This window comes from Spongiibacter sp. IMCC21906, from assembly GCF_001010805.1.
GTDB lineage: Bacteria > Pseudomonadota > Gammaproteobacteria > Pseudomonadales > Spongiibacteraceae > Spongiibacter.
Genome location: NZ_CP011477.1, coordinates 2,692,273 through 2,717,500, shown reverse-complemented (window position 1 = coordinate 2,717,500; position 25,228 = coordinate 2,692,273). Strand labels below are relative to the sequence as shown.

Here is a 25,228-nt window from a genome sequence, read left to right as displayed (position 1 = left end):
AGTAGGCTGGGGGATTAGGCAAATCCGGTTCCCTAAGGCTGAGAGGTGATGACGAGTCCTCTTTTGGATGAAGTCGTCGATGCCATGCTTCCAAGAAAATCTTCTAAGCTTCAGGTTATAACAAACCGTACCCCAAACCGACACAGGTGGTCAGGTAGAGAATACCAAGGCGCTTGAGAGAACTCGGGTGAAGGAACTAGGCAAAATGGTACCGTAACTTCGGGAGAAGGTACACCGGCGTTGGTGATGGGACTTGCTCCCTAAGCTGATGCCGGTCGAAGTGACCAGGTGGCTGCGACTGTTTATCAAAAACATAGCACTGTGCAAACTCGAAAGAGGACGTATACGGTGTGACGCCTGCCCGGTGCCGGAAGGTTAATTGATGGGGTTAGCTTCGGCGAAGCTCTTGATCGAAGCCCCGGTAAACGGCGGCCGTAACTATAACGGTCCTAAGGTAGCGAAATTCCTTGTCGGGTAAGTTCCGACCTGCACGAATGGCGTAACGATGGCCACGCTGTCTCCACCCGAGACTCAGTGAAATTGAAATTGCGGTTAAGATGCCGTATACCCGCGGCTAGACGGAAAGACCCCGTGAACCTTTACTATAGCTTCACAGTGGACTCTGATATTACTTGTGTAGGATAGCTGGGAGGCTTTGAAACTGTGGCGCTAGCTACAGTGGAGCCAACCTTGAAATACCAGCCTGGTACTATTGGGGTTCTAACTCAGGTCCATTATCTGGATCGAGGACATTGTGTGGTGGGTAGTTTGACTGGGGCGGTCTCCTCCCAAAGAGTAACGGAGGAGCACGAAGGTGCGCTAATGACGGTCGGAAATCGTCAGGTTAGTGTAATGGCACAAGCGCGCTTAACTGCGAGACTGACAAGTCGAGCAGATACGAAAGTAGGTCATAGTGATCCGGTGGTTCTGTATGGAAGGGCCATCGCTCAACGGATAAAAGGTACTCCGGGGATAACAGGCTGATACCGCCCAAGAGTTCACATCGACGGCGGTGTTTGGCACCTCGATGTCGGCTCATCACATCCTGGGGCTGAAGCCGGTCCCAAGGGTATGGCTGTTCGCCATTTAAAGTGGTACGCGAGCTGGGTTCAGAACGTCGTGAGACAGTTCGGTCCCTATCTGCCGTGGGCGTTGGAGATTTGAGGAAAGCTGCTTCTAGTACGAGAGGACCGAAGTGGACGAACCTCTGGTGTTCGGGTTGTATCGCCAGATGCATTGCCCGGTAGCTACGTTCGGACGGGATAACCGCTGAAAGCATCTAAGCGGGAAGCCTCTTCCAAGATTAGATCTCCCTGGGAACTTGATTCCCCTAAAGAGCCGTTCAAGACCAGGACGTTGATAGGCAGGGTGTGTAAGCGTTGTAAGGCGTTGAGCTAACCTGTACTAATTGCTCGTGAGGCTTGACCATATAATCAAGTGGTTTAGTCATCATTAGAAAATCAAGAAACTGCAATGACGTTTGGATTGTTGCAAAGCACTATAGAAAACATGTTTAATCAGCTTATTTACCGCCCTATTTGAAGAGTGACACGGCGTTCTCTTAACGCGTCATTTCCGCGAAAGCGGGGATCCATAAGAGACCGTGCCAAGATTCCTGAGATCCCGGATCATGTCCGGGATGGCTCGAATCGCTTCGCTCTTCAAGCCAGTTTGCCTGGCGACCATAGAGACACGGAACCACCTGACCCCATCCCGAACTCAGAAGTGAAACGTGTCATCGCCGATGGTAGTGTGGGGTTTCCCCATGTGAGAGTAGGTCATCGCCAGGCTTTAATTAAAAACCCGAGATTCAGTTGAGTCTCGGGTTTTTTTATGGGCCTCTGGAAGTGATATCCACCAGGCTCTGCCCTACGGTGAGGGCTCGCGCCATCCTTGGCGCTCGGGGCTTTGCCCCGCTTGCGCTGCGCTACAGCGCCCCAATCGGCTCCTGCCGATTGGTCGCCAGGCTTCTAAATAAAACACCCCGTTCAGCATCGCTGGACGGGGTGTTTTATTTTACTCGCAACTACCGTTGCTCGGCCTTCGGCCCGTCTTGAATGATGCAGACGTTCAGCCACCCTTCGGGATGGTTGTGGATTGCGGTTAACTTCTGCCACTACAACGGGTCCATGTGACAAAGCGATGTTCCGTAGGAACCGGTTTGGACGCCGCAGCATCGCGGAGGCGCCCGAAGGGTCAGAAGCGATGCTTCTGATCATTGTAGGTCATCGCCAGGCTTTAATTAAAAACCCGAGATTCAGTTGAGTCTCGGGTTTTTTTATGGGCCTCTGGAAGTGATATCCACCAGGCTCTGCCCTACGGTGAGGGCTCGCGCCATCCTTGACGCGCTGACCTATAGCAGCCACGCTAATGCAAATAGCATACAAGCTTGAATATATAATTCTATCTTTGGCAGCAGCAATGGCTTAGGTATTGATTAATGAACGCACTCGAAACGGTCGATCAACTTTGCCCTTATTGTGGTGAGCCTATTCAACTTCTCGTGGATTGCTCAGAGGGTGAGCAGCAGTATATAGAGGACTGTCAGGTTTGCTGTCAGCCGATGGTGGTGAATGTCTTTTTGGAAGGGGATGATGGGGACGTAGTCAGAGTGGAGCTTCACAGTGAAGATGATGCGTTTTAAAAGAGCGTTAAAAAATGTGCACGTCATTATTACTCATGGAGGCACTTGTCTTTCTTCACTGTAGAGATGTTTGAGCTGGTTTCAACTAGCTCGTTGTTAGCGAGCAGGTTTTTTGCCGAGAGAGATTTGCTTTGAGCCGGTTGTACTGTATTGACCGCTTATTCCCGAGTTTATTTGATCAATTTTTCCGCCGGAGGCTAAAAATGCAGCAGTTTGATCGGCAATCGCCTCGGAGGAGACTTGTGCAGCGGGCGGCTTTTTCTTGGATTGACTGTTCTTGATGGTGAGGCTCATAGGGGCAACCTGTTGTATGTGAACCGGCTATTGTACCCTATTTGAGAATTATTTTCTTTGTCATTGAATTTTGGCTTTATCCTCCTTGTTTAGTGAAGCTCTCCCAGTTCTTTGAGGCGTTCTCTCATGGGGCTTAATTGTTCTGCAAAAATTTGCCATTTGCCAATACCCATACTGTGCAAGGGTGAACGCACTTGACTGGCAGAGGTCGTGCGCACTGCTCTAGGGTTGTCGTAAAACGCTAAGCAACACTCATCCCAAGGTAGGCCTAGGTAATCAAGCACTTGTTTGGTGACGGATTCTTGGTCTTTTATCAAATCTTCGTAGCGTAGTCGTAATAGGCCCTCTTTATTTTGCTTATGCCAGTGCTGGTACAAACGGTTTGCATCGTGGTAAGTATCGGCCAGTTCGATTTGTGAATAGCTGAAACGTAAACCGTCGGCGAAATATTGGCGGTAACAACCCCAAAGGTTGTCCATCGGTTGCCGCTGACAATAAATGATTTTTGCTTTCGGGAAGATACGCTGAATTAAACCAATGGCTTTGTAATTTTGTAGATTTTTATCAGTGAAAAATGGGCTGATATGTAAGCTTTGTGTCATGGCTAAATAGCGTTGGCCTATAGACTGCCAATCCTGTTCTGTTAATTGCTGTGCCCACTCCGGAAATGGCTTGTTTATCTGCTTACTTCGTAATAGCTCGGCGGTTGCCATGGGCAGGGCATTGAGTTCATCGCCAGCGGTCACTAAGGGGTGACTGGAGATGATTTGCTCAAGTAGTGTTGTGCCTGAGCGGGGTAAGCCGCAGATAAAAATTGGTTGATGTTGACCAGTTTGGGGTTTGTTTATCTCATTAGTAGAATCAAAAATATCAATGATTCTCTGGACCTGCTTACGTTCGGCTTGGTGATCGTAATTTAGAAGTTGGCGCTTGATCGTAGCGCCTTGCTCGATATGTTGAAACTGTTTGTGGTGGTGGCCGGTGAACTCATAGGCTTTTGCAAGGGCATAGTGCAAACGGACCTTGTTGTTTTCGGATTGACTTGTGGCAAGCACCGCTTCCATTTCGTCAATGTCTTTTTGGCTGCAATCTTTGAACAAATCGGCTCGGTTCCAGTAGGCGTGGCCTGATTTTGGTGCAATGCGAATACAGCGATTAAAGTACCCCAGTGCCTCGTCCAAGTGCCCTTGTTCTTTTAAGGTGACGCCAAGATGGTTGAGCGCACTGGCATTACCGGGTTCCAGCTTTAGGGCTTTTTCGATACTTAAAACGGCTTCCGCATGTTTCTGCTGGATGCGCTGGGCTGATGCTAAAGATAGAAGAGCAGGTATATTGCGGGGTTTGAACTCTAGGCAATGACGGGCAGCTCGTTCAATCTCAGGGTAATCACCAGCTTCCCTAAGGGCATCAAATAGTAAGTACCAGCCGTCCATATATTGGGGGAGCTGTTTTATAAGCTGGCGCATTAAGACGATCACGGCAGACCATTGCTGTTGTTGAGCTAGCTGCTGACCAAAACTGTGTACTTGTGCGGCAGTTAATGTGGTCTGCCCCGGCCGCTTGGGAAGGCTAACGCTCACCATTTTATTGGCGTATTTATCGCGTTTGTTTTTGGATGGTGATGTTGGGGTGCGTCTTTTGGACATAGGGTGTCATCAGCTAGCTAAAATAGGGCAGAAATATAAAGAAACTGCTGTAAGGCAGGCTACGTTTAGCTTTGATTGTAGCGCCGCTTAGAACAGCGTGGAAAGTTGCAATATAACCAGGTCTTAGAATAAGGCAAGTGTCACCGCCCCGATGCGATAAACCGGGGCGAAAATTGGAACTATGGGATTTTAGTGGTGGGCAATGGCGCAGTCGAGAAGAGAGAGTACGTTGTCTAGGTGCTGAACTGCTTCTTGGCCTCTAAGGGTGAGATAGCCCCCATCTGGCTGGCTAACCATGCCCTTTGCATATAAACGTTCTGATGCTTCAACCATACTGGCTTCGGCGGTGTGGTGGACTTTTATCCCTTCCAGAGTCGAATCAGGATTGAATTGAGCAAGTAACCGCAGTTCCTCAAGTATTTCATGTTGTAGTCGCATTGTTGTTATCTCTACTGTCGTAATAATTCTTTTACTGTAGCTGTTTTTAGCCGCCGCGCCACCCTTTGTTTTCGTCATCAGTCATTATCTTTGCAAACTTAATCCCAGCTTGCCGGTCAGTACAGTTATCACGATCAAAAACATCCCGTTACCATTTTGTTGGTAATGGTAGCTTATCGGTTATTTCAAGGAGGAAGCCCCATTGCGTTATTCCCCATTTTGGAAATCAAGCGTGGTATTGGTATTACTGAGTATCAGCATATGCGCTTGTGCTGCGCCAGGGAAAACTTTCGGGCCAGCAGAAAACTTCGATTACGCCAGCTTGAAAGGTAAAGCAAAGAGTTTGGCTGGCCAGCCATATGATGCCCATGAAAAGGCCTTGCCCAAAGCATTACAGGATTTGACCTGGGATGAGTATCAACAGTTGGCATTTGATGCAGATCACGCGTTATGGAAGCAAGATGGGGGGCGGTTTCGTGGTGAGCTTTTTCATTTAGGCTTATTTTTTAAGCGTCCCATTCATATTTATCAGCTGGAGAATGGTGAGGCTAAGGAAATTGCTTATCAAACAGATTTGTTCAATTACGGTGAATCTGGTGTAGATGGTGACACATTGCCTAAAGAGCAAGGGTTTGCCGGGTTTCGTTTTAAGTTTCATACCGATTGGCAACGAGATGTGGTGGCTTTTTTAGGGGCCAGCTACTTTCGAGCGGTGGGCGGTGAAATGCAATACGGCATGTCAGCCCGGGGCTTGGCCATCGATACTGCAATGAATCGCCCTGAGGAATTTCCCGTATTCACCCATTTCTGGTTGGAAACCCCAGCTAAAAACAGTGATGTGGCGGTGGTTTACGCCATGCTGGACTCGCCTAGTGCGACAGGGGCTTATCGCTTTGAAATTCGTCCCGGCGACAACACAGTAATGGATGTGGATGCGGCAATATATCCCCGTAAGCCTATTGAGCGGTTGGGAATTGCCCCTTTAACCAGCATGTATATGATTGGTGAAAATAGCCGCCGTACCCCTTGGGATTGGCGTCCGGAGATTCACGATAGCGATGGCTTGGCCATGCACACCGGGCAAGGTCAGTGGTTGTGGCGGCCATTGGTAAATCCTAGGCAATTGCGCTTTAACGCCTATTCTGATGTAAATCCCAAAGGCTTTGGGTTGCTGCAACGTGACCGGGATTTTGACCACTACCAAGATGATGGTGTGTTTTATGAGCAGCGCCCAGGAGTTTGGATTGAGCCTAAAGGTGACTGGGGAAAGGGCGAGATTCAGCTTGTAGAGATTCCCACAGATGATGAAACTTTCGATAATATTGTCGCCTTTTGGAAGCCCGCTAAAGACATAGCTGCTGGTCAAGAGCTGCTCTACAGCTACCGAATGACATGGGGGAGTAAATTGCCGAAGGCCGAAAACCTCGCGCAGGTGGAAGACAGCTTCACTGGGCTTGGTGGTGTGGTGGGCAAGAAGCGAGAGTATTACAGCAAGCGTTTTGTGATAGATTTTTCTGGTGGTCGCTTTGCCATGATGGGCGACGATGCTGATATTAAACCGGTAGTGAAAAGTTCGGCTGGAGAAATAGAGTTAACCTCGCTGCGTCCCCAGTATCATATTGGTGGTTACCGGGCGATGTTTGATGTCGTGCCGCCCAAAGATAGTGAAGCACCCATTAATCTTCGTTTGCAGCTAGAGGTTGATGGACAGCCTGTCAGTGAAACCTGGATTTACCAGTGGACGCCGCCCCCTGTTGATCAGCGAGAGTTACATAATCCTGGGCATTTATAGCCAGGTCTGCGTAATGCAAGCTGCGGATATACAAACGCGCTACACATTGCTAATATTCGCGTCCCCAGATCGGCGGCTTGTTAACACGGCTTAGCGGCATCGGGGTTCTCAGGGCGGGGTGAAAGTCCCCACCGGCGGTAATCATGCTTTGCATGTAGCCCGCGGGCGCTTGCTTGCTATTGACCGATAGCTAAGCGAGGACAGCAGATCTGGTGCGATTCCGGAGCCGACGGTTAGAGTCCGGTTATGAGAAAAGTGAATTCTGCCCCAGGTCGCTTGGTTTTGCCTCTGCACTGCCAGCTCCTCCGGTTTGTGAGCTCATCTTTTTGCCCTGCATCTATTTATTTGGGACGAAAAAATGACATCGGCAAACTCCACTGCTTCCAACACACAGACCATTGCTTTTATCCAAGCCTGCTGGCACAAAGATATTGTTGACCGCTGCAAAGACGCTTTTCTGAAAGAGATTTCAACTCGCACTGATTACAACGTTGAATGTTTTGAAGTGCCCGGCGCGTTTGAAATTCCGCTGCATGCCAAGCTATTGGCGCAAACAGGAAAATATGCCGCCATTGTTGGGACAGGCCTGGTGACAAACAGTGGAATTTATCGTCACGAATATGTTGCTCAGGCGGTGGTCTCTGGCCTGATGCAAGTGCAGCTTGAAACAATGACGCCCGTGTTTTCTGTGGTGCTGACGCCCCATAACTTCCATAACAGTGACGATCATACCGGCTTCTTCCGGGAGCACTTTGTCGTTAAAGGTATCGAAGCGGCAAACGCTTGTATTGGTACGTTAAATAGCTTGGCTAGTTTGCCGCGCTAAGCCTCTGGCAAATTTTCTGGGTTGCTAATTCGATGTCCCGTTTTGACATGGGTGGTCAGGCTTTAAGGCGTCGCTTCCGGATGGGAAGCGGCTTTAGAGTTCACCTGTGTAAACCTATTTCAGGACGGGACAGAGGGAACAGATAGCCCAGAAAAAAGCATATCCAATGATTCTTTTAAATGGTTATCGCTGGGGTATTTTTCTGGATCGCTTAAGAAGTGGTGATACAGCCCGGTAATATGAGCGCGAACATGTAATGACATTGCTTCTACCGAATAGTCGCTTCTCAGATAGCCTTGGGATTTGGCAATGTCGAGAAAGCGGTAAATACGGTTAAGGCCTGCTTCACGTTCATTCTCTAATTTGCTTGCAACGCTTTTGCTTTCTGCACACAGGCTGTAACGCAATATCAATCGAGTGCCTTGCTTGGCTGAGCAGTCGGTACGTAATCGAATCAAACCCTGCAAAACAATATCTCTGAGGGTTTCAATCGTGACTGAGGGGTTGGTTTCACCGCTTTTGAAGAAGGTTTCTATTGCGGCCTCAGAGGGGGTTACCAATCGATCGATAATCGCATTAATGATTTCTTCTTTGTTTTTAAAATGCCAGTAAATTGCACCCCGCGTAACCTCTGCACGATTGGCGACATCAATTAAACGTGTGCTCGCGATGCCCTGGGTACTAAACAACCACTCGGCGGCATTGAGAATACTTGTTCTGGTGGCATCGGCGTCTTCTTTGGAGCGTCTCATTGGGTCGAGATTCCTTTTATAATAATACGACCACTTTACATACATGCACGTATGTATGTAAAGTGGTCGGCTAAAGCTAAGCCTTTCACAGCGAGACCTGTTCATGCACCGTCTTTTATCTCATATCTCATTCAACGTCCTTATCATCGTTGCCGGCGCGCTGTTGCTGCAAGCCTGTGGTGGTGAAGAATCAGGGCCAGCAAAACCAGAGGCAACGGCGGTAAAAACCCTGACCTTGACGCGTCGTTCTGTGCCAATCGCGATTCAGTACCCCGGTAGAGCCGAGGGTTCGAAGGAGGTTCAGGTTAGAGCGAGGGTTGAGGGGATTCTGCTCAGTAGAGAATATAAAGAGGGAGCTTCAGTAGAAGCGGATCAGCTGCTCTTTCAGATTGATGATGCGCCTTTCCGGGTGGACCTGGAGCGGGCAAAAGCCCAGTTAGCCCAGGCCAATGCGGCACTCTCGGCGGCTCAGCGTCGTTGGGATAGAGCGAGTGAGTTGATTAAGCGAGATGCCATCAGCCGCCGGGAGCGGGATGATGCACTGTCTGACCTTGAAGCGGCACAAGCTACAGTTCAACTTCAAAAAGCGGAAGTGAAATCTGCCCAAATTGACCTCGATTACACCCAAGTAAAAGCGCCAATCAGCGGTATTACCAGTAGAGAAGAAGTGTCGGAGGGCTCGTTGGTGGGGCCAAGCAATAGCTTGTTAACACGGATTACTCAGCTCGATCCTATCTGGGTCAATATTTCTATGCCAGACAGTGCGTTGCTGAATTTTCGGAGCATGTTAAAACGGGACGAGCTGCGTTTTCACGACGAAAACAGAAAAGTGCGAGTGGAGTCCGGCCAGGGCGAAGAGCACGGTTATACCGGCGCTATTAATTTCACCGAGAGTGCGGTAGACCGCCAGACCGGGACCGTACAGCTTCGCGCAAGCTTGCCTAACCCCCAGGGAACTTTGTTGCCAGGTCAGTTTGTTCGGGTGTTTCTTGAGGGTATAGAAGGTGTTAATGCGCTGACGATTCCAGAACAGGCGATTATGCAAAATGCTCAAGGTAGCTATGTTTATCGAATCAATGACGAAGGGAATGCAGAAACGGCACTCGTTAGTCTTGGCCTTAAATCCGAGCAGGGAATGATAGTCACTTCTGGTCTAGAAGCAGGGGACCGAATCATTGTTGAGGGCTTGGGTCGCGTTCGGCCCGGTATGCCAGTGAAAGCTGCTGAGCAAGAAAAAAACAAATCTCAACAAGCGCCTGTTGCGCAGAAATCAAACAAACAAGAACAGGGCAAACAGAAGCCAACGTCAACAAGTGATGACACAGAACAACAAGACAAACCGTCCCAGCCAAATAATGCAGCGAGCGAGGCCAAGTAATGAATGTTCGCTTTTTTATTGAACGGCCGGTTCTCTCTATTGTTATTTCGCTGCTTATTTTACTCGGGGGCGCAACAGCGCTTGGCCGCTTACCGGTTTCTTTGTATCCAGAGTTTTTGCCACCCGAGATCGTGGTCAGTGCGACTTATTCTGGCGCTAATGCTGAGACCATTGCTGAAACCGTTGCCGCACCGTTAGAGCAAGAGATTAACGGCGTTGACGGTATGCTGTATATGACCACCCAGGCTTCGGCCTCGGGCTCGGTTTCGATTACGGTCACCTTTGATACCGGCATTGATCCCGATCAGGCGGCGATTAATGTGAGCAACCGGGTGGCCGTGGCAGAAGCCCGCTTGCCTGAAGCGGTTACCCGCTTAGGGATTCAGGTTCGCAAACGTTCTACGAATATTTTGCAGATCTACGCGTTGACCTCAGATGTTGCCGATTACGATGCGATTTATTTAAGTAACTATGCACTGCTGAATATTCTCGATGAACTCCGGCGGCTGCCGGGCGTCGGCGATGCGCGCTTATTTGGTGCCAAAGACTACTCCATGCGAGTGTGGCTCAAGCCGGATATTATGGCTGAATATGGACTCACTCCGGCAGATGTTGCCCAAGCTATTCGTGAACAAAATGCCAACTTTGCCGTGGGGAGTTTTTCTGCTGAGCCGTTAACTGAAACCGCGCCATTTACCTACGCGGTTACCACTCAGGGCCGTTTGGCGACGGCCAAACAGTTCGAACAAATTATTCTTCGGGCCGATGATTCCGGTGCGGCTTTGCATTTGGGTGATGTCGCTCGAGTGGAGCTTGGGGCGAAGGATTACAGCTTTAGTGGCAAATTCAACGGCCAGGATGCGGTTCCCATTGCCATGTATCTGCAACCCGGCGCCAATGCTTTGGATACCGCCAAAGCGGCAGAGGAGGTAATGAATCGGGCAAAAGAGAAACTGCCCGATGGCGTGAATTTACAAATCTCTTTTGACCCCACGGTTTTTGTTCAGGACTCCATCGACGAGGTTATTGCCACCTTTGTTGAGGCTTTGATATTGGTGGTGTTGGTCATGTTTCTGTTTTTGCAGAACGTGCGCGCTACGTTGATTCCCTTGCTGGCTATTCCGGTATCTATTATTGGTACTTTCGCGGGACTGTATTTAGCGGGATTTTCTATAAACCTGCTCACGCTATTTGGCTTGGTGTTGGCCATCGGGATTGTGGTGGATGACGCGATCATCGTTATTGAAAACGTTGAGCGGATTATGTCCGAGCAAAAAGTCGATGCCCCCACGGCGGTGCGCCAAGCTATGGAAGAAGTGGCTGGTCCATTGATCGCCATTGTGTTGGTGCTCACCGCAGTATTCCTGCCGGTCATTTTTATGGAAGGCCTGACCGGGGAAATGTATCGGCAATTTGCAGTGTCCATTTCGGTCTCGGTGATCTTATCCGGCATCGTCGCCCTGACGTTGACCCCCGCATTGTGTGCCATGTTGCTGAAGCCCCATGACGAGTCGCATGGTCCGGCTGGCGGCTTTATGGGCGGCTTTATGGGCGGCTTTAATCGAGGCTTTGATAAGCTGCGGGATTTTTACGTCTCGGTAACGCAGTTTCTGTTAAAGCATAAGATTATTTCCGGTGGCTTATTTCTAGGATTGCTTGGGTTAATCGTGCTGTTTTTTGGTTTGGTGCCCAAAGGCTTGGTTCCCTCAGAGGACCAAGGCTATATTATGTCAGCGTATATCACCCCGCCGGCGGCCTCTTTGGCAAGAACCTCCGCAGTGACTGACGAAATGAATAAGCGGCTGCTGGCCACACCGGAAGTTCGCTCAGTGATGACTTTTTCGGGCTTTGATATTCTGGCATCGGCATTGAAAACCAACGCCGGGGTCTCGTTTATTATGCTTAAAGACTGGGAAGAACGTCCGGATCCATCCCAGAGCGCCCCGGCTATGGCGGCTGCTTTGCCGGGTATTGGTGAGGACCTTCTGGACGGTACCATTCTCGCGTTTAACCCGCCGCCAATTATTGGTTTAAGTTCCACCGGGGGTTTTGAACTATATTTACAAAGCCGTGGTAATGGTGACTTAGTAGCACTTAATGAAATGGCTCAGACTTTAGTGGAGGCTGCGAACAAGCGTCCAGAGTTGCAAGGCGTGACAACCACCTTTCAGGTTAATACCCCGCAATACCGCTTGGACTTAAACCGAGAAAAGGCGATGAGTTTGGGGGTGCCGGTTGACGATGTTTTCAGCACCATGCAAGCCACGTTTGGCAGTTTGTACGTTAATGATTTCACTCTGTTTGGTCGCAGTTTTCAGGTTAACCTTCAGTCAGAAGAAGAGTTTAGACGCTCTCCCGAAGACTTGAGCCACGTGTTCGTCGGTTCGGATAGTGGTCAGCTAGTGCCCTTAAGCAGCCTGTTAAATGTGCAGAGAGTGGTGGGGCCTGATGCGGTGGCACGCTTTAATGGTTTTCCGTCGGCCAAAATTCTTGGTGGCGCCGCGCCGGGTTATAGCTCGGGTGACGCTTTGGATGCACTACAAGACGTTGCCAGCCAAAAACTTGGCGCTGATTACACATTGGGCTGGATTGGTACGGCATATCAAGAGAAAGCGGCTAGTGGTAGTGGTACTCAGGCATTTGTGCTTGCCCTGGTTATGGTGTTTTTAATCTTGGCCGCCCAGTACGAACGCTGGATGATGCCTGCTGCGGTCATTATGGTAGTGCCTTTTGCTCTATTGGGCGCCATCGCTGCAATGTGGGCGCGGGGACTTGAAAACGATATTTACTTTCAAATCGGTCTGGTCTGTCTGATTGGTTTGGCCAGTAAAAATGCGATCTTGATCGTCGAGTTTGCTATGCAGCAGCGAGAAAAGGGCACCTCGATTGTTGACTCTGCACTGCAGGCTTTGCGTCTGCGCTTCAGGCCCATTGTGATGACCTCCTTAGCCTTTACCTTAGGGTGCTTGCCGCTGGCTTTGTCTAGTGGCGCGGGCGCCAGCGCTCGAACTGCGTTGGGTACAGGGGTTATTGGCGGTATGTTAGTTGCGACCTTTGTTGCCACCGTGTTTGTGCCGTTGTTTTATGTGCTGATTGCATCGGCGGGTGAGGCGGTGAAAAAGCGTTTGGGTCGGAGTTGAGATTCAGTATTGCAGTAACAGCAACCCGGCGGCTTAGCGTGCCTGGGTTTGCTGTTGCTTATTAGGGACTTACTGTTTAGGGACTTACTGTTTAAGCCGAATGCCGCGCTCTTCAATAGCAATTTTTCCCGCTTTATAAAGGCGGCCAATTGCCTGCTTGAATGACTTTTTACTTTCGCCAAATATACGATAAATGGTCTCGGGTGGGCTTTTGTCACCCAGCGCGAGGTAGCCATCGTTTTCGGCGAGTTTTTCTAAAATCTGTTCGCTAAGATTTGGCACCGTAATACGTTTTGGCGCGGTCAGTGTTAAGTCGACTCTTTCATCGTCACGGGTTTTTTTGATATAGGCTTGCAGTTGCTCGCCGCGTGTCAGCGGGCGGCGTAGCTCGCTGTCGTATAACAGCCCCCAGCGCTGGTGATTGATAACCGCCTTATACCCCAGTTCGGTTTTGTTGGCGACGATGATGGAGACCTCTGTTCCGGGAGTGAGGGCTGGCCCGTTATCTTCAATAAACTCATCCAGTTTCATCGACGCGACTAATCGCCCGCGCTTATCCTGATAAATAATAATGAGCAATTCCTGACCGGCGCGGGGTGTGCCGAGTTGTTCTGCATAGGGTAGCAGTAGGTCTTTTTCTAGCCCCCAGTCCATAAATGCGCCGGTGTCGTTGACGTCGGCGACTTTCAATAGCGCGACTTCGCCAAGTTGGGCTTTGGGTGTCAGTGTGGTGGCTGTGGTGGCGCCGTCGGCATCGGGATAGAGAAAAACGGTGACGGTGTCGCCGGGCGCGCAGTCTCCTCGCGCTTGTCGTCTGCCCAGAAAAATTTCGCCCAGTTCCTGGCCATCAAGGATAAAACCGTTACCGGATTCCCGAATGACATTTAGGGTGCTGGTTTTTCCTACTTCTGGCATGGGATTTTTTCTCATTTGCGCTCTCCGGACCGGCACTTTATACCAACTAGTGCGTGTGGGATACCGGGGCAGGGCACGAGTCAGCGAGTTTCTTTTTCGGGGGCGTTCTTCACTGCAAACAGTTTGCGGCGTACCGCCCGACGATAAGCGCCAGGCTGAGCTGAGGCGTGGTCTTTAAAAAGTTTGCCAAAATAGCTTCGGTCTTGATAGCCACATTGCTGGCCAATTTCTTCGATGCTGAGATTGCTGTTTTTGAGCAGGTCTTCTGCCAAGTCCATTCGCAGTCGTTGTAGGTAACTGAGCGGACTTTGGCCGGTGGCTTTGCGAAATCGTCTTAATAGGCTGCGTTCGCTGAGCCCACTTTGTTCGCTTAAATCATTTAATCGGAGGTTTTTGCTCATGTTTCTGACTAACCATTCTTGAAGTAGAGCAATGGTCTCGTCGCCGTGTAAGTCGCTGCGGTCTACTCGATAAGTATTGCGGGAGAAGGGGCGTCGGCTTTCTGGGGAAAACTGCTGGGCCACCCGTCTCGCCGTAAGCGCGCCCCAGTTGCGATCAATCAGGTGAATAATCAGGTCGGCAGCGGCGTTAACGCTGCCGGTGCAATAGATATTTTCGGCTTGGGTGATGAGGTAATCCCGCTTGAGCTGGGCCTTGGGATAGCGTTTGGCAAAATCATCAAAGTAGTGCCAATGAGTGGTGGCTGCTCGACCGTCAAGCAGGCCTGCTTCCCCCAGAAAATAACTGCCATTACCCACGGCGCAAATATCGCTACCGGCATCTGCCAAGGATTTCAGCCATGCTTTTACTTTGGGGTCGGTGGGTGAGCCGAGGTGAGGATGTCGCCAGCGGCTGGAGATAATCACAATATCGTAATGCTGGTCGGGGTCAAATAGTCGAGTCGGCGACACTTTTAAACCACCGGACAATTCTAATAGGCCAGGCTCTAGTCCTATGAGCTCAATGCTCAAGCTGTCCCGGCGAGACATGAGCCGAGAAACGCTGTTCACCGCATTGAACAATTCCATCGGCAAGCTAATGCTGGTGGCAAGGGCATCTTGAAAGGCTAAAAGTGAAATTTTCTTCATGTGGCGATAATGCCATATCTAATGGCGGAAATATAATATCTACCTTCGATGAGCAGGAGCTAGACTTGCGGGTATTAAATAAGTGCCTGTTTAGGAGTTGTTGTGAGCCAGTTGCCCGTAATTGTTGGATTTGGTGGGATTAACCCCGCCGGAAGAAGTTCTTTTCATCATGGTTATCGCCGAATGGTGATTGATGCATTGGACTCTGCACGCGCTGACCGAACTTATCGCAGCCTGGCGTCGGTGATGGGGCTGGACATGTCGAGAGGGGAGCTCACCCCAGAGCAACGCGAGTACATCCTCGAGCATACGCTTATTCGTCGTATTGAAGACGGTTTGTTTGATATTGAAAAAGTGCCTTTTAACAAGCGCATGTCCATTGCTGGCAGTGGCGGTGAACTCTCTTTTGTGACCCGTGCTCGGCAGCTGCCTGATGTTATTCCTGAGCAGTGGTCGGTCACTGATCTGGGTGACGGCAAGGTGAAAGTGACAATGGCCGATGCCTGCGATGTGTTGATGCCAAGCCATCGTCGCATCGATGTGTCGACGGCGGGCCAGCTCCCTAGCGGTTTTGATCCCTCTAAACTCTACGCTTCGCGGAATCATCCGCGGGGTTTGCAAATGGCTATTTATGGCGCATCTGATGCCCTGGGTTCAATGGGTATCGATTGGCAAACGGTGATGGATGCCGTACATCCCGACCAAATCGGGGTGTATGCCAGCTCGGCGATGGCCCAGCTTGACGATAACGGCATGGGTGGTTTGTTGATGTCCCGGGCAGATGGTCGCCGGGTCAGCTCCAAAAACTTGGCTTTGGGCCTTGCAGATATGCCTGGTGATTTTGTCAGTGCGTATGTGTTAGGCAATGTTGGTACCACGGCGCCCAGCCTCGGCGCCTGTGCCACCTTTTTCTACAATATGCGTTTGGCTGTAAATGATATTAAAGCGGGTAATACTCGGGTGGCCGTTGTCGGTGTGGCAGAGGCGGGTCTGGATCCTCGAATCATCGACGGTTATACCACGATGGGAGCATTAGCTACCGACGACGGCTTATTGAAACTGGACGCAGCAAAAGGCTTATCTGAGCCGGATTATCGTCGTTCTAGTCGCCCGTTTAGCAGCAACTGTGGGTTTACTATTTCTGAATCCGCGCAGTTTATTGTCTTGTTTGATGACAGCTTGGCCCTTGAGCTGGGTGCGCAAATTCACAGCTCGGTTCCAGATGTGTTTGTGAATGCCGATGGCTTTAAAAAATCCATCTCTGGCCCCGGCATTGGCAATTATCTCACCATTGCCAAAACCCTGGCTGCCGCTGAATCTATTTTGGGTAGCGATTCAATTCGCCAACGCAGCTTTGTTCAGGCCCACGGTACCAGTACGCCTCAGAACCGAGTAACGGAATCGCATATTTTGAATGAAACCGCCAAGGTATTCGGTATCGAAAAATGGCCAGTGGGCGCAATAAAAGCCTACTTGGGACATAGTATCGGCGCGGCCTCTGGCGATCAGCTGATCGCCAGCCTTGGGGTCTGGAATGAGAATATTCTGGCGGGTATTGCCACCATCGATCATATTGCTGAAGACGTTCATGACAGCAACTTGCAACTGCAGGCCGAGCATATGCATTTAGAGCCGGGTGCTATGGATTTAGCCGTTCTCAACTCAAAAGGCTTTGGCGGTAACAATGCCTCGGCTGCGGTGTTGTCGCCCACTGTCAGCGAAAAAATGCTTCGGGGCCGCCACGGCAACGCTGCGTGGACGGCTTACTTGGATAAGCGAGAAGCCGCTGTTGAAAAAGCTCAAGCTTATGATGACAAGGCTTGCTCAGGTGATATCAGCGCGATTTATCACTTTGATCATAATGTGATGAATGGTGACGATGTGGAAATGTCCAGAGAGGCTATTCGTCTGCGGGGCTGGAAGGCGGGCGTCGAATTAACTAAAGCTTCTCCCTATGCTGGCTGGATGAAAGATTAAACTCTCTTACTGATTTTCTAAGGGAATACCGATGGGGCTATGGCGAATGTCCGCAGGGTTTATGACGGGCATCGTCAACTCGGTTTCTACGGATTACACAGGATGTGTGTAGTGTGGCTTACTGCAGAGGCGTCTCTATACAACGTTGCGATGCGCGAGGTATCAGCGTTGTGTACTGACTTCCTAATAAGAGCCACGGTGGTATAAGAGGCAAATATGAGAGAGTTCCTTCGTCATCCAAGTGATATTCCGGTGGACGTTAGAATTATTGAGCCGCCACAAGTCTGCAATGCGCGGCTGCATGATGTCAGTGGTGGCGGCGTTTGCTGTTGCGTCAATCAGCCTATTTTTGCTGGTAGCCAAATTGAGTTTGCGGTGCCATCACTTTGCCAGAACTTTACCGGGCGGGGGGTGGTGGTGTGGTGTCAGGAGCATGAGAATGCCTTTCATGTTGGCATTCAGTTTACGTCTCTACGTGATACATTTCAGGCGAGGATGGTGGAGCAGCTATGTCAGATAGAGCTCTATCGCCGTGAAGTGGCACAACAAGAAGATCGCTGTTTAAGCAGCGAGCAAGCGGCCGCAGAGTGGATTGAGCATTACGCTGAAGAATTTAATCGACATTTTCCCCTTTCCTGATTCTCTCAAGCCGTTATCAGTTGTGTATTGATGGCGGTGTTCATTTGCCATCTCAGCCAAGACAGCAGTGGGAATTCATGTTTGAATATGCCCTAAATAAGCTTGCTGTTGGTGGTATCTTTTTTTCATTTTAAGTGATTCCTCCCTAGACCATATTTATTAAGCTTCGCTGTTTGCTATGCGTAGCATCCGCCACAATCTCCCTAATTGGATCGACAGGATTTTTTATAATGGACGCCATAGAACTGCTATTGCGACGTAACTCCTCTGCAAAGCTCACCGAACCTGCCCCCACCGAAGAAGCGCTGCAAACCATGTTGGCAGCGGCAAGTCGGGCGCCGGATCATGGCTGGATTCGACCTTGGCGTTTTTTAAGTGTGCGCGGTGATGCGCGATTGCAGCTTGGCGAACTGTTTGCGGCGGCCGCGGAAAAACGCGACCCTGAGTTGACAGAAGAGGCGTTGGCTAAATTTCGCAAACAACCGTTGCGAGCGCCCCTAATATTAGTAGTGTATGCACAAATAAGTGCTCATCCTAAAGTCCCTGAAATTGAACAGAAATTAACCGTAGGCTGTGCCGCTCAGGGATTATTGCTGGCAGCCGAAGCTTTGGGGTATGCCGGTATATGGCGTACAGGAGTAAATGCCTATGATCAAACCGTGAAGACGGGTCTTGGCTTGTCCGCAGATGACGCTATTATTGGGTTTATTTACTTGGGTACGCGTGATGGTGGATCAAAGCTGTTGCCGGAGTTGAAACTAGAAGAATATTTAACCGCATGGGGAACACAATAATGATAAATGTTGAAACGCCAAGTTATGAAGCTCTCGCACTACGTTTAGAAGGGCATGTGGCCTGGCTGGCGCTTAATCGTCCTGATAAAGCCAATGCGATGAACCCGATTATGTGGGATGAACTGCAGCAGGCTTTTGAGTGGTTGGATGCCGAGCCTCATGTCAGAGTCGTGGTGCTTTGTGGCGAAGGTAAGCATTTTTGTGCGGGGATAGACTTGGCGATGTTTGCCGATCTCCTTCCCGATACCGACGGGCAGATCATGGATCAGGCTCGGCTAGCAGAGCGGTTTCGTCAAACCGTGTTGCGTTTGCAGAACAATATTTCTGCCATTGAGCGCTGCCGCAAACCGGTCATTGCCGCTATCCATGGCAGTTGTTTGGGCGGTGGTGTTGATCTTGTTAGTGCCTGTGATATGCGTTATTGCAGCGACGGCGCCGTATTTTCTATTAAAGAAATTGATATTGGGATTGTGGCGGATGTGGGCACCTTGCAGCGTCTTCCTGGTTTGATCCCTCAAGGTGTGGCAAGAGAGTTGGCGTTTACGGGGCGTGCGGTTAAGCCTGCTGAGGCGGCACGCTTGGGTTTGGTGAATGCCAATTATGAGAGTTATCAGTCTTTGATCGAAAATGTCTCTGAACTGGCTCAAGAAATTGCGCGCAAATCACCATTGGCGATTCGTGGAACCAAGCAGGCACTGCTGTACGCAAGAGATCACAGTGTGGCCGATGCACTGGAACAGGTGGCTACGTGGAACGCAGGTATGCTCAGCAAAGACGATTTACTTACGGCTATGCAGGGTGATCGTAGTGGTGAGGCGGCGTGTTTTAAAGATTGATGACGATAAATGTATTCAGTCCATTAGATTGATGTGGAGCGTTTAGCGCCGAGATGCAAAAACAAACAATTTTTAAAACGCCAGTTGTTAGTGGTTTTTTTAGATACTTTTTTAAAATCTGTACCCGCTTAATCGGTTGGAAAATTGTGGGTGAGAAGCCTGCCGATGATAAATGCGTATTAATTGCCGCGCCGCATACCAGTAATTGGGACTTTCCCACCATGATGGTTGCGGCATTTGTGCTGGGAATGGATGTGCATTGGATGGGGAAGCACACGTTGTTTCCCAAAGGGCCATTAGGGGCCATTATGCGCTGGTTTGGGGGGATTGCTATCGATCGCCGAGAGGCGAGAAATACCGTAGAGCAAATGGTGGCGCAGTATAAAAAACGCGAACAGCTTTTGGTGTTGATCACCCCTGAAGGCACCCGAACCCGGGTTGATAACTGGAAGGCTGGGTTTTATCACATTGCGGTGGGGGCTGGGGTGCCCATCTATCTTGGTTTTGTGGATACTAAAACCAAGCAGGCTGGCATTATGCAGGCTTTTTATCCCTCCGGTGACTATCAACAAGACCTGCCAGCTATTATGCAGTTTTACAAAGATAAGCAAGGTTTTAACGACGATGGTCGCTACCAAGACTTACCGTAAAACGTGAATAGTTAGCTTTGTTTTAGGAGTTTATTTCCAGAACATTTCCCAAGCGTTTTTCAATAATTCTACGGATGTCTGCGGCCACTTTTCGATAAAAAGATCGATTGGGTGCCGCAGATCGCCATACCAATCCATGCTGCCGTGTAATGGGATTGTTGATCAACTCACATACGTGCAAGGCTTTAGGGTGGTGGAGTTCGGAGTGAACGTAGAGAGCGGGTAAAAATGCCACGCCCATTCCCATTACCACCATTTGTCGCAAAGTATCTAAGCTGGTACCGGCATAGTCGGGCTGAATGAGTGCGCCATGACGTTCGCAGGTTTCCTGAATTTGATGGTGAAAGTGATGTTGCTCTTCTAGCGTTAATACTTTCTCGCCTTTGAGGTTTTTAGCGGCCACCCCCTTTGTGCCCGCAAGGGCATGGTCGCTAGGGACGACAAATTTCAAGGATTCTGTAAATAACGGCTCTACCGAAAAATGAGAAAGAGACGCGGGTAACGGTAGAGGTACCAAGACCAGGTCATAGCTGCCTTTTTCCAGCTCTCTAAGCAGTATTTTGTGGGCGGCTTCTCTTACGTGAAGTTTAAGGGACTGATGTTTTTGGTGCAGGTCGGGTAGTACATGGGGCAATAAATAAGGGCCCACTGTGGGAGGCACGCCAAGTTTATACGTGGTTTGATGGCCTTTGGAAATAACGGTGGCTAATTCTTCAAAGCCTCGCATCGACAACAATACTTGTTGCGCTGCCTGTTGCAATTCTCGGCCAGCAGGGGAAAGTTGTGTGCCCGCTCGGGACCGCTCAAATAGAGACACGCCTAAAAGCGTTTCTAAGTTGGTGATTTGCGCGGTTAGTGCAGGTTGGCTGACGCCAAGTTCGTCGGCGGCTTTTCGATAATTTGAAAGCTCGGCAACAGTGGCAAAGTATTTTATTTGAGCAATGCTGGGGGACTTGTTTTGCATTTCAGTAAACTCGGCTGATAACTAAATCTGATTAGTAAATGCTATATGTTTCTATAAAACTATCAACCGATAATTTTCTCTTACTTCATATTCTAAGCAAAATGAGGACGCAGTTATGGAGCAGATTATTTCAGGGGTTGCGAAATTTCAGAAGGACGTTTTTCCTGATAAAAAGGCTGATTTTCAAAAATTAGCTGGTGGGCAAAGCCCAGAAGTGTTGTTTATTACTTGCTCTGATTCCCGGGTTGATCCCAGTTTGGTAACGCAGACTCAGCCAGGGGAGCTATTTATTTGTCGTAATGCCGGCAATGTTGTGCCACCTCGAACAAATCAAACGGGTGGTATGACCGCATCGATAGAATTTGCAGTGGCAGGCTTGGGTGTTTCCCATATTGTGGTCTGCGGTCACACGGACTGCGGCGCGGTCAAGGGTGCAATTGCGCCTGAGAAACTGGACGAAATGCCCCATGTTCGCGAGTGGTTGGGACATTGCAGTGCAGCAACGGCAGTCGTTAAAGAGCGGCGTGGTGAAATAAGCCATGAGCATTTAGACGAAGTCACGCAAGAGAATGTGCTGCTACAACTTCAGCATCTTAGAACGCATCCTTCGGTTGCTGCAAAACTTGCCAATGGCCGACTTACTCTGCATGGCTGGGTATACAACATCGGTAGTGGTGAGGTGCTGTGCTTCAATGAAGAGAGCGGTCAGTTTGAAGTGATGGATGAACGTTATCGCAAGTTTATGGATCAGAGCTTGAACGCTGTGGCCAATGGAGACGCAGTATGAAATTAGATCATCTTCGGGGTGATCTCACCGGCGGTATTACCGCCGGTGTTGTCGCACTGCCACTGGCTTTGGCCTTAGGTGTTGCATCCGGACTGGGACCGATGGCCGGTTTATATGGGGCTATTTTTGTCGGCTTTTTTGCTGCCGTATTCGGTGGCACTGCATCACAAATTTCTGGGCCAACGGGGCCCATGGTTGTGGTTTTGGCTGGCCTTTTCGCCAGCTTGTCTGGCGATGCGAGTCTAATTTTTACCGCGATAGTGCTGGCGGGGCTTTTTCAGGTGGTGTTTGGCATATTGGGCTTAGGTGCTTACATTCGCTTGGTGCCTTACCCGGTTATTTCCGGCTTTATGAGCGGGATCGGTGTCATTATCATTATTTTGCAGCTCAGTCCGCTACTGGGGCATGAATCGCCAAGCGGTACTCTTGGAGCACTCGGCCATTTGCCTACGGCCTTGGGGGATATCCATGTTGCCAATTTATTATTGGGCTTAGGTTCTTTGGCGCTTGTGTATTTTTGGCCTGCGTCGGTGGGTAAATATGTGCCTGCGCCATTGGCAGCCCTAGTTGTCGGTGGTCTGTTGGCCTATGGCGTGTTGGATGTGCCGGTGCTGGGTGATATCCCCAGTGGTTTGCCCAGTCTGCACCTGCCCGTTATGCCAGAGCAAAGTCAGTTGTTTTTGGTCATAGAAGCGGCATTGATTCTGGCCTTGCTGGGGGCGATAGATAGTTTGTTGACCTCATTGGTGGCAGATAATATGACGCGCACCCGCCACAACAGTAATCGTGAACTGATTGGCCAGGGTATTGGTAATACCTTCTCTGGTTTATTTGGTGGGATCGCCGGTGCCGGTGCAACAATGCGTACGGTTGTGAATATCCGTTCTGGCGGTAAAACTCGTGCCTCTGGTGCTGTGCATGCTCTTTTGTTGCTGGCTATTGTGTTAGGTCTGGGACCGTTGGCCGCCAATATCCCCCTTGCTGTACTGGCGGGTATTCTGGTTAAAGTCGGGCTGGATATCGTTGACTGGAATTACTTGAAGCGCGCTCACCAAGGTCCCCGTTGGGACTTGCTGTTGATGGTAATGGTATTGGGGCTGACGGTATTTGTGGACCTGATTACAGCTGTGGCTGCGGGTGTCGTGTTAGCGGCGTTGAGCTTTGTAAGACAGGTGGCGCAGCTGCAAATTGAAAACCTGCGCTATCGTCCAGAGCATTTAGATTCGCCTGAAGAGAAGGCGTTGCTAAATGACGCTGGTGATGCGGTGATGTTGTTCGACTTTTCTGGCCCCTTAAGCTTTGGTGCTGCGGCAGATTTGGGGCATAGGGTAAGAGAGCATTGTGAACCGGGCAGCAGGATTCTGGTTCTGGATTTTACCAGCGTCCCTTATTTGGATGTGTCGGCGGTGATGGCAGTAGAAAATATCGCGGCAGACGCGCTAAGCAGCGGTAAGCACCTGTATCTGGTTGGTATGAATACTTCAGTGACTAACACATTGAAGAACATGAACGGTGGTTTGCCGGGAGATGCGTCATTCACAACTAGATTGGATGCATTAAAGGCCGCGACCGAGCATCTTTCTAAGCAGCATGATGCCGAGTTAGGTTCGGGGCTTCCAACCTATTAATGTAGCGTAACACTCCCCAGCCAATAAGGGCGGGGAGTGCTTGTTGCACTTAAAACGCCAATTGCGTGCGGATCATAAATACGTCTACATTATCAGGTTCATCGCCACCTATTTGCATTAGCGGTGAGTCTTCCACGTCGTAGGCACGGCTATATCCCATCAAAATCCGTAGATTGTCGTTTAAATACCAGTTTAGATTCAGGGTCAGGCGTTTTTGTTCACCGCCGACTACGTCCACATCATTTAAACTCAATTCGTCTAGCCGTATGGCTAGCTCCCAGGCGCCCCATTTTCCTTGGTCAGGATCAAATACCTTGCCGGGCTTGAGTCCCTTAAATTCGCCGTCTGAGCCTTTATACCGACGTGTTTCGCCAGTTAGTGTCCATGCCATTTGCACGTAATATGCGTCAAAGCTGAGGTTGCGGCCGACGTCACGATTGATGCTGGTTTGGCCGTATTCACTTTGAATTGAAAATGGTCCATGCATGGCTGCTGCTTCAACTCCGACGAAGCTAATATCCTCAAAGCCATCAATGCTACCGGTGTTCGTCAGGTACAGGTCAGAAATAGCGGTGGTCTCATAACGTGCCCGGGGCGTTTTACTGTTGCTCAGCTTGTTATTGTCGTTTGCTTGCCGCTGGCCAAGGCTAGCACCTAAATGAATAAGCTTGTTCGCTTCGTTAATGGGGGCGATAGTGCCACGGACACCCCAGCCGCCGCCTTCATCTGCACCATCACCTGAAGACGAAATAGCATCACCGTAAATACCGCCCTGCAGCGACCAGTCGTCACCTTTGGTTTTTAGATTGATGCCCATGGCTCGATCAAAATGTGGCGTCGTGAGAGCGGATAATAGTGAGCGTTCAATAAACATAATGTCATTGGAGCTTTCTTGGATTTCCATGCTGACGGCATGTTTTTGGTTACCCACGGTCAGCTCGTAAGCTTTCACACCGGTGTAGGTGACCATTGCATCCTTCATGGAGACACTGTCTCCGGCGAAATCGGTTTCCAGAATAAATTGATAGTCCTTGTACAACACGCCTTTTAGCGCAATGCGTCCACGACGAATGCTGCTACCTGAAGTCGCTTCGACTGGGTCGCCTGAGCTTTTCTCAATGAGGCTGTCATTGGTATGGGTGCTGGCATCCATATGAATGCGCCCCCCTATCGACATTTTAAAATCGCCTTTAGCAGAACTTATTTCCAGGCCTTTTTTACCCATCTTTAAACTTGCGGCATTGGTGCTTGGTTGCGATTCAACCGCCTGAAATGTGCCCAGTTTGACTCTGCCGGGACCGGGCTCGGTAAATACCTGCTTGCTGTTGCTATCTACATACAGTTGTAAATGGGCAGGATCGGCGGCAGCCAAGGAGCTTGTAGCGGCTAAAATCGCGGCGGCAAGAATCTGTCGTGGTTGAACTCGTTTCATCGCGGGGTTTTTAATCATGGCTCCCTCATTCGTTGGTGCAGTTGTAGGTGTTCGATTCAGGTCGTACGTTTTAGTGCTATTAAAGCTACGTTGACACAGCGGTGTTTCAGAACCGGGCGCCATTGTGTGACAGATACATGACACTAATATGACAATAAAGTTATTTGTGACTTTTTAGTGACAATCAGCTTGGTGCATCGCGATGAAAAATAACTTGAATTTGTGCAGTAGTGATCAATTGCAAATGTGTGCAGCACTCACTAAGCCTAAAGATGCGGGGTATAACGATTTGCTTAAAGTTACAAAATGTTGTCCACAATATCTGTGGGTAACTTGGTGGACAAGTTGTCAGTTTGTCCAGCTAACAGAGAGCTTATCAGGGGTGTAACAAATTGTTCAAATTTTAGTCATTTTATTAAAATTCAATAAATTCATATACTTACATAATTATTATGATAATGGTGTTGATGTGTCGTGCCTAAGGTGGCTGTTTTACCTTTTAGGGCTATATCTGTGAATAAGTGTTACGTCAAGACTTGACTTGTGTAACCTGTTACTGAAATTCACCGACAAGTCGCTCTTGAGCACGTTGCGCCCAACACTGGTGC

20 protein-coding genes, 2 rRNA genes and 1 riboswitch (1 of these 23 cut by a window edge) are annotated in these 25,228 nt (G+C 49.6%); of the genes, 14 read left to right on the top strand and 8 right to left on the bottom strand.

Translation table 11 applies throughout. From position 1 onward, the window contains the following. The 3 genes from IMCC21906_RS12530 to IMCC21906_RS12520 all read left to right on the top strand — a co-directional run. Positions 1–1,429: ribosomal RNA gene (locus IMCC21906_RS12530) — 23S ribosomal RNA — on the top strand; it begins 1,468 nt to the left of the window's first position. Positions 1,430–1,674: 245 nt separating this feature from the next. After that, positions 1,675–1,790, top strand: a 5S ribosomal RNA gene (rrf, locus tag IMCC21906_RS12525). A gap of 650 nt (positions 1,791–2,440) precedes the next feature. Further along, positions 2,441–2,644, top strand: coding sequence for a CPXCG motif-containing cysteine-rich protein (locus IMCC21906_RS12520; protein ID WP_047012451.1), 204 nt, complete (start codon positions 2,441–2,443; stop codon positions 2,642–2,644). A 96-nt stretch (positions 2,645–2,740) separates the two neighbouring features. Here the strand turns inward: IMCC21906_RS12520 and IMCC21906_RS12515 are convergent, their stop codons facing one another. The 3 genes from IMCC21906_RS12515 to IMCC21906_RS12505 all read right to left on the bottom strand — a co-directional run bounded on the left by IMCC21906_RS12515 (position 2,741) and on the right by IMCC21906_RS12505 (position 5,100). Then, positions 2,741–2,938 carry a hypothetical protein gene (locus IMCC21906_RS12515; protein ID WP_047012450.1) on the bottom strand — a complete coding sequence of 66 codons (198 nt, stop codon included), beginning with the start codon at positions 2,936–2,938 and terminating at the stop codon, positions 2,741–2,743. An 89-nt stretch (positions 2,939–3,027) separates the two neighbouring features. Further along, positions 3,028–4,584 carry a sulfotransferase gene (locus IMCC21906_RS12510; protein ID WP_047012449.1) on the bottom strand — a complete coding sequence of 519 codons (1,557 nt, stop codon included), beginning with the start codon at positions 4,582–4,584 and terminating at the stop codon, positions 3,028–3,030. A 189-nt stretch (positions 4,585–4,773) separates the two neighbouring features. Then, the gene (locus tag IMCC21906_RS12505; protein ID WP_231580265.1) at positions 4,774–5,100 is read right to left on the bottom strand and encodes a TIGR02647 family protein; all 327 of its coding nucleotides are present in this window, start codon (positions 5,098–5,100) and stop codon (positions 4,774–4,776) included. Between the two features lie 124 nt (positions 5,101–5,224). On the opposite strand from IMCC21906_RS12505, the gene IMCC21906_RS12500 reads away from it, so the two are divergent. Further along, on the top strand, positions 5,225–6,814 hold the full coding sequence (locus tag IMCC21906_RS12500) for a glucan biosynthesis protein (protein ID WP_052763526.1): 1,590 nt from the start codon (positions 5,225–5,227) through the stop codon (positions 6,812–6,814). 100 nt (positions 6,815–6,914) lie between these two features. Then, positions 6,915–7,074: riboswitch (FMN riboswitch) on the top strand. 98 nt (positions 7,075–7,172) lie between these two features. Continuing rightward, positions 7,173–7,640 (top strand): 6,7-dimethyl-8-ribityllumazine synthase, encoded by a 468-nt coding sequence (locus IMCC21906_RS12495; protein ID WP_047012447.1) that lies wholly within the window; start codon positions 7,173–7,175, stop codon positions 7,638–7,640. A gap of 119 nt (positions 7,641–7,759) precedes the next feature. On the opposite strand, the gene IMCC21906_RS16400 is transcribed toward IMCC21906_RS12495, so the two are convergent. Further along, the gene (locus IMCC21906_RS16400) at positions 7,760–8,392 is read right to left on the bottom strand and encodes a TetR family transcriptional regulator (protein WP_052763525.1); all 633 of its coding nucleotides are present in this window, start codon (positions 8,390–8,392) and stop codon (positions 7,760–7,762) included. Between the two features lie 103 nt (positions 8,393–8,495). Between IMCC21906_RS16400 and IMCC21906_RS12485 the strand changes: the two genes are divergently transcribed. Then, positions 8,496–9,770: an efflux RND transporter periplasmic adaptor subunit gene (locus tag IMCC21906_RS12485; RefSeq protein ID WP_052763524.1), complete on the top strand. Its 1,275-nt coding sequence runs from the start codon at positions 8,496–8,498 to the stop codon at positions 9,768–9,770. Further along, positions 9,770–12,910 (top strand): efflux RND transporter permease subunit, encoded by a 3,141-nt coding sequence (locus IMCC21906_RS12480; protein WP_047012446.1) that lies wholly within the window; start codon positions 9,770–9,772, stop codon positions 12,908–12,910. Before IMCC21906_RS12485 ends, IMCC21906_RS12480 begins: the two co-directional genes overlap by 1 nt. Before the next feature lie 84 nt (positions 12,911–12,994). Here IMCC21906_RS12480 and IMCC21906_RS12475 read toward each other — a convergent pair whose 3' ends face one another. Next, positions 12,995–13,840 carry a S1 RNA-binding domain-containing protein gene (locus IMCC21906_RS12475; protein WP_231580264.1) on the bottom strand — a complete coding sequence of 282 codons (846 nt, stop codon included), beginning with the start codon at positions 13,838–13,840 and terminating at the stop codon, positions 12,995–12,997. Positions 13,841–13,905: 65 nt separating this feature from the next. Beyond that, complete coding sequence (locus IMCC21906_RS12470; RefSeq protein ID WP_047012445.1) at positions 13,906–14,913, bottom strand: GlxA family transcriptional regulator; 1,008 nt, start codon at positions 14,911–14,913, stop codon at positions 13,906–13,908. 102 nt (positions 14,914–15,015) lie between these two features. On the opposite strand from IMCC21906_RS12470, the gene IMCC21906_RS12465 reads away from it, so the two are divergent. The 5 genes from IMCC21906_RS12465 (at position 15,016) to IMCC21906_RS12445 (ending at position 19,809) form a co-directional block, all read left to right on the top strand. Beyond that, positions 15,016–16,890, top strand: a complete 1,875-nt coding sequence (locus IMCC21906_RS12465) for a beta-ketoacyl synthase (protein ID WP_047012444.1) — start codon at positions 15,016–15,018, stop codon at positions 16,888–16,890. 216 nt (positions 16,891–17,106) lie between these two features. Continuing rightward, the gene (locus IMCC21906_RS12460; RefSeq protein WP_047012443.1) at positions 17,107–17,529 is read left to right on the top strand and encodes a PilZ domain-containing protein; all 423 of its coding nucleotides are present in this window, start codon (positions 17,107–17,109) and stop codon (positions 17,527–17,529) included. A 230-nt stretch (positions 17,530–17,759) separates the two neighbouring features. Beyond that, a complete protein-coding gene (locus tag IMCC21906_RS12455; protein WP_047012442.1) occupies positions 17,760–18,323 on the top strand; it encodes a nitroreductase in 564 nt (187 codons plus the stop codon). Next, positions 18,323–19,159 carry a crotonase/enoyl-CoA hydratase family protein gene (locus IMCC21906_RS12450; RefSeq protein WP_047012441.1) on the top strand — a complete coding sequence of 279 codons (837 nt, stop codon included), beginning with the start codon at positions 18,323–18,325 and terminating at the stop codon, positions 19,157–19,159. Before IMCC21906_RS12455 ends, IMCC21906_RS12450 begins: the two co-directional genes overlap by 1 nt. Before the next feature lie 53 nt (positions 19,160–19,212). Continuing rightward, positions 19,213–19,809 carry a lysophospholipid acyltransferase family protein gene (locus tag IMCC21906_RS12445; RefSeq protein WP_047012440.1) on the top strand — a complete coding sequence of 199 codons (597 nt, stop codon included), beginning with the start codon at positions 19,213–19,215 and terminating at the stop codon, positions 19,807–19,809. A gap of 22 nt (positions 19,810–19,831) precedes the next feature. Here the strand turns inward: IMCC21906_RS12445 and IMCC21906_RS12440 are convergent, their stop codons facing one another. Beyond that, on the bottom strand, positions 19,832–20,773 hold the full coding sequence (locus IMCC21906_RS12440; protein ID WP_047012439.1) for a hydrogen peroxide-inducible genes activator: 942 nt from the start codon (positions 20,771–20,773) through the stop codon (positions 19,832–19,834). A gap of 115 nt (positions 20,774–20,888) precedes the next feature. On the opposite strand from IMCC21906_RS12440, the gene IMCC21906_RS12435 reads away from it, so the two are divergent. Beyond that, complete coding sequence (locus IMCC21906_RS12435; protein WP_047012438.1) at positions 20,889–21,560, top strand: carbonic anhydrase; 672 nt, start codon at positions 20,889–20,891, stop codon at positions 21,558–21,560. Continuing rightward, complete coding sequence (locus tag IMCC21906_RS12430) at positions 21,557–23,188, top strand: SulP family inorganic anion transporter (protein WP_047012437.1); 1,632 nt, start codon at positions 21,557–21,559, stop codon at positions 23,186–23,188. Before IMCC21906_RS12435 ends, IMCC21906_RS12430 begins: the two co-directional genes overlap by 4 nt. 49 nt (positions 23,189–23,237) lie before the next feature. Here the strand turns inward: IMCC21906_RS12430 and IMCC21906_RS12425 are convergent, their stop codons facing one another. Next, entirely contained in the window at positions 23,238–24,638 is a 1,401-nt protein-coding gene (locus tag IMCC21906_RS12425) for an OprO/OprP family phosphate-selective porin (RefSeq protein WP_052763523.1), read from the bottom strand. Between the last annotated feature and the right edge of the window lie 590 nt (positions 24,639–25,228).

Excerpts from the sequence above, each read along its gene's own strand:
- IMCC21906_RS12510 (WP_047012449.1), bottom strand. The coding sequence starts at position 4,584 with ATGTCCAAAAGACGCACCCCAACATCACCATCCAAAAACAAACGCGAT.
- IMCC21906_RS12455 (WP_047012442.1), top strand. The coding sequence starts at position 17,760 with ATGGACGCCATAGAACTGCTATTGCGACGTAACTCCTCTGCAAAGCTC.
- IMCC21906_RS12450 (WP_047012441.1), top strand. The coding sequence starts at position 18,323 with ATGATAAATGTTGAAACGCCAAGTTATGAAGCTCTCGCACTACGTTTA.
- IMCC21906_RS12430 (WP_047012437.1), top strand. The coding sequence starts at position 21,557 with ATGAAATTAGATCATCTTCGGGGTGATCTCACCGGCGGTATTACCGCC.
- IMCC21906_RS12495 (WP_047012447.1), top strand. The coding sequence starts at position 7,173 with ATGACATCGGCAAACTCCACTGCTTCCAACACACAGACCATTGCTTTT.
- IMCC21906_RS12520 (WP_047012451.1), top strand. The coding sequence starts at position 2,441 with ATGAACGCACTCGAAACGGTCGATCAACTTTGCCCTTATTGTGGTGAG.
- IMCC21906_RS12485 (WP_052763524.1), top strand. The coding sequence starts at position 8,496 with ATGCACCGTCTTTTATCTCATATCTCATTCAACGTCCTTATCATCGTT.
- IMCC21906_RS12475 (WP_231580264.1), bottom strand. The coding sequence starts at position 13,840 with ATGAGAAAAAATCCCATGCCAGAAGTAGGAAAAACCAGCACCCTAAAT.
- IMCC21906_RS12425 (WP_052763523.1), bottom strand. The coding sequence starts at position 24,638 with ATGATTAAAAACCCCGCGATGAAACGAGTTCAACCACGACAGATTCTT.
- IMCC21906_RS12515 (WP_047012450.1), bottom strand. The coding sequence starts at position 2,938 with ATGAGCCTCACCATCAAGAACAGTCAATCCAAGAAAAAGCCGCCCGCT.
- IMCC21906_RS16400 (WP_052763525.1), bottom strand. The coding sequence starts at position 8,392 with ATGAGACGCTCCAAAGAAGACGCCGATGCCACCAGAACAAGTATTCTC.
- IMCC21906_RS12505 (WP_231580265.1), bottom strand. The coding sequence starts at position 5,100 with ATGACGAAAACAAAGGGTGGCGCGGCGGCTAAAAACAGCTACAGTAAA.
- IMCC21906_RS12470 (WP_047012445.1), bottom strand. The coding sequence starts at position 14,913 with ATGAAGAAAATTTCACTTTTAGCCTTTCAAGATGCCCTTGCCACCAGC.
- IMCC21906_RS12440 (WP_047012439.1), bottom strand. The coding sequence starts at position 20,773 with ATGCAAAACAAGTCCCCCAGCATTGCTCAAATAAAATACTTTGCCACT.
- IMCC21906_RS12435 (WP_047012438.1), top strand. The coding sequence starts at position 20,889 with ATGGAGCAGATTATTTCAGGGGTTGCGAAATTTCAGAAGGACGTTTTT.
- IMCC21906_RS12480 (WP_047012446.1), top strand. The coding sequence starts at position 9,770 with ATGAATGTTCGCTTTTTTATTGAACGGCCGGTTCTCTCTATTGTTATT.
- IMCC21906_RS12460 (WP_047012443.1), top strand. The coding sequence starts at position 17,107 with ATGAGAGAGTTCCTTCGTCATCCAAGTGATATTCCGGTGGACGTTAGA.
- IMCC21906_RS12445 (WP_047012440.1), top strand. The coding sequence starts at position 19,213 with ATGCAAAAACAAACAATTTTTAAAACGCCAGTTGTTAGTGGTTTTTTT.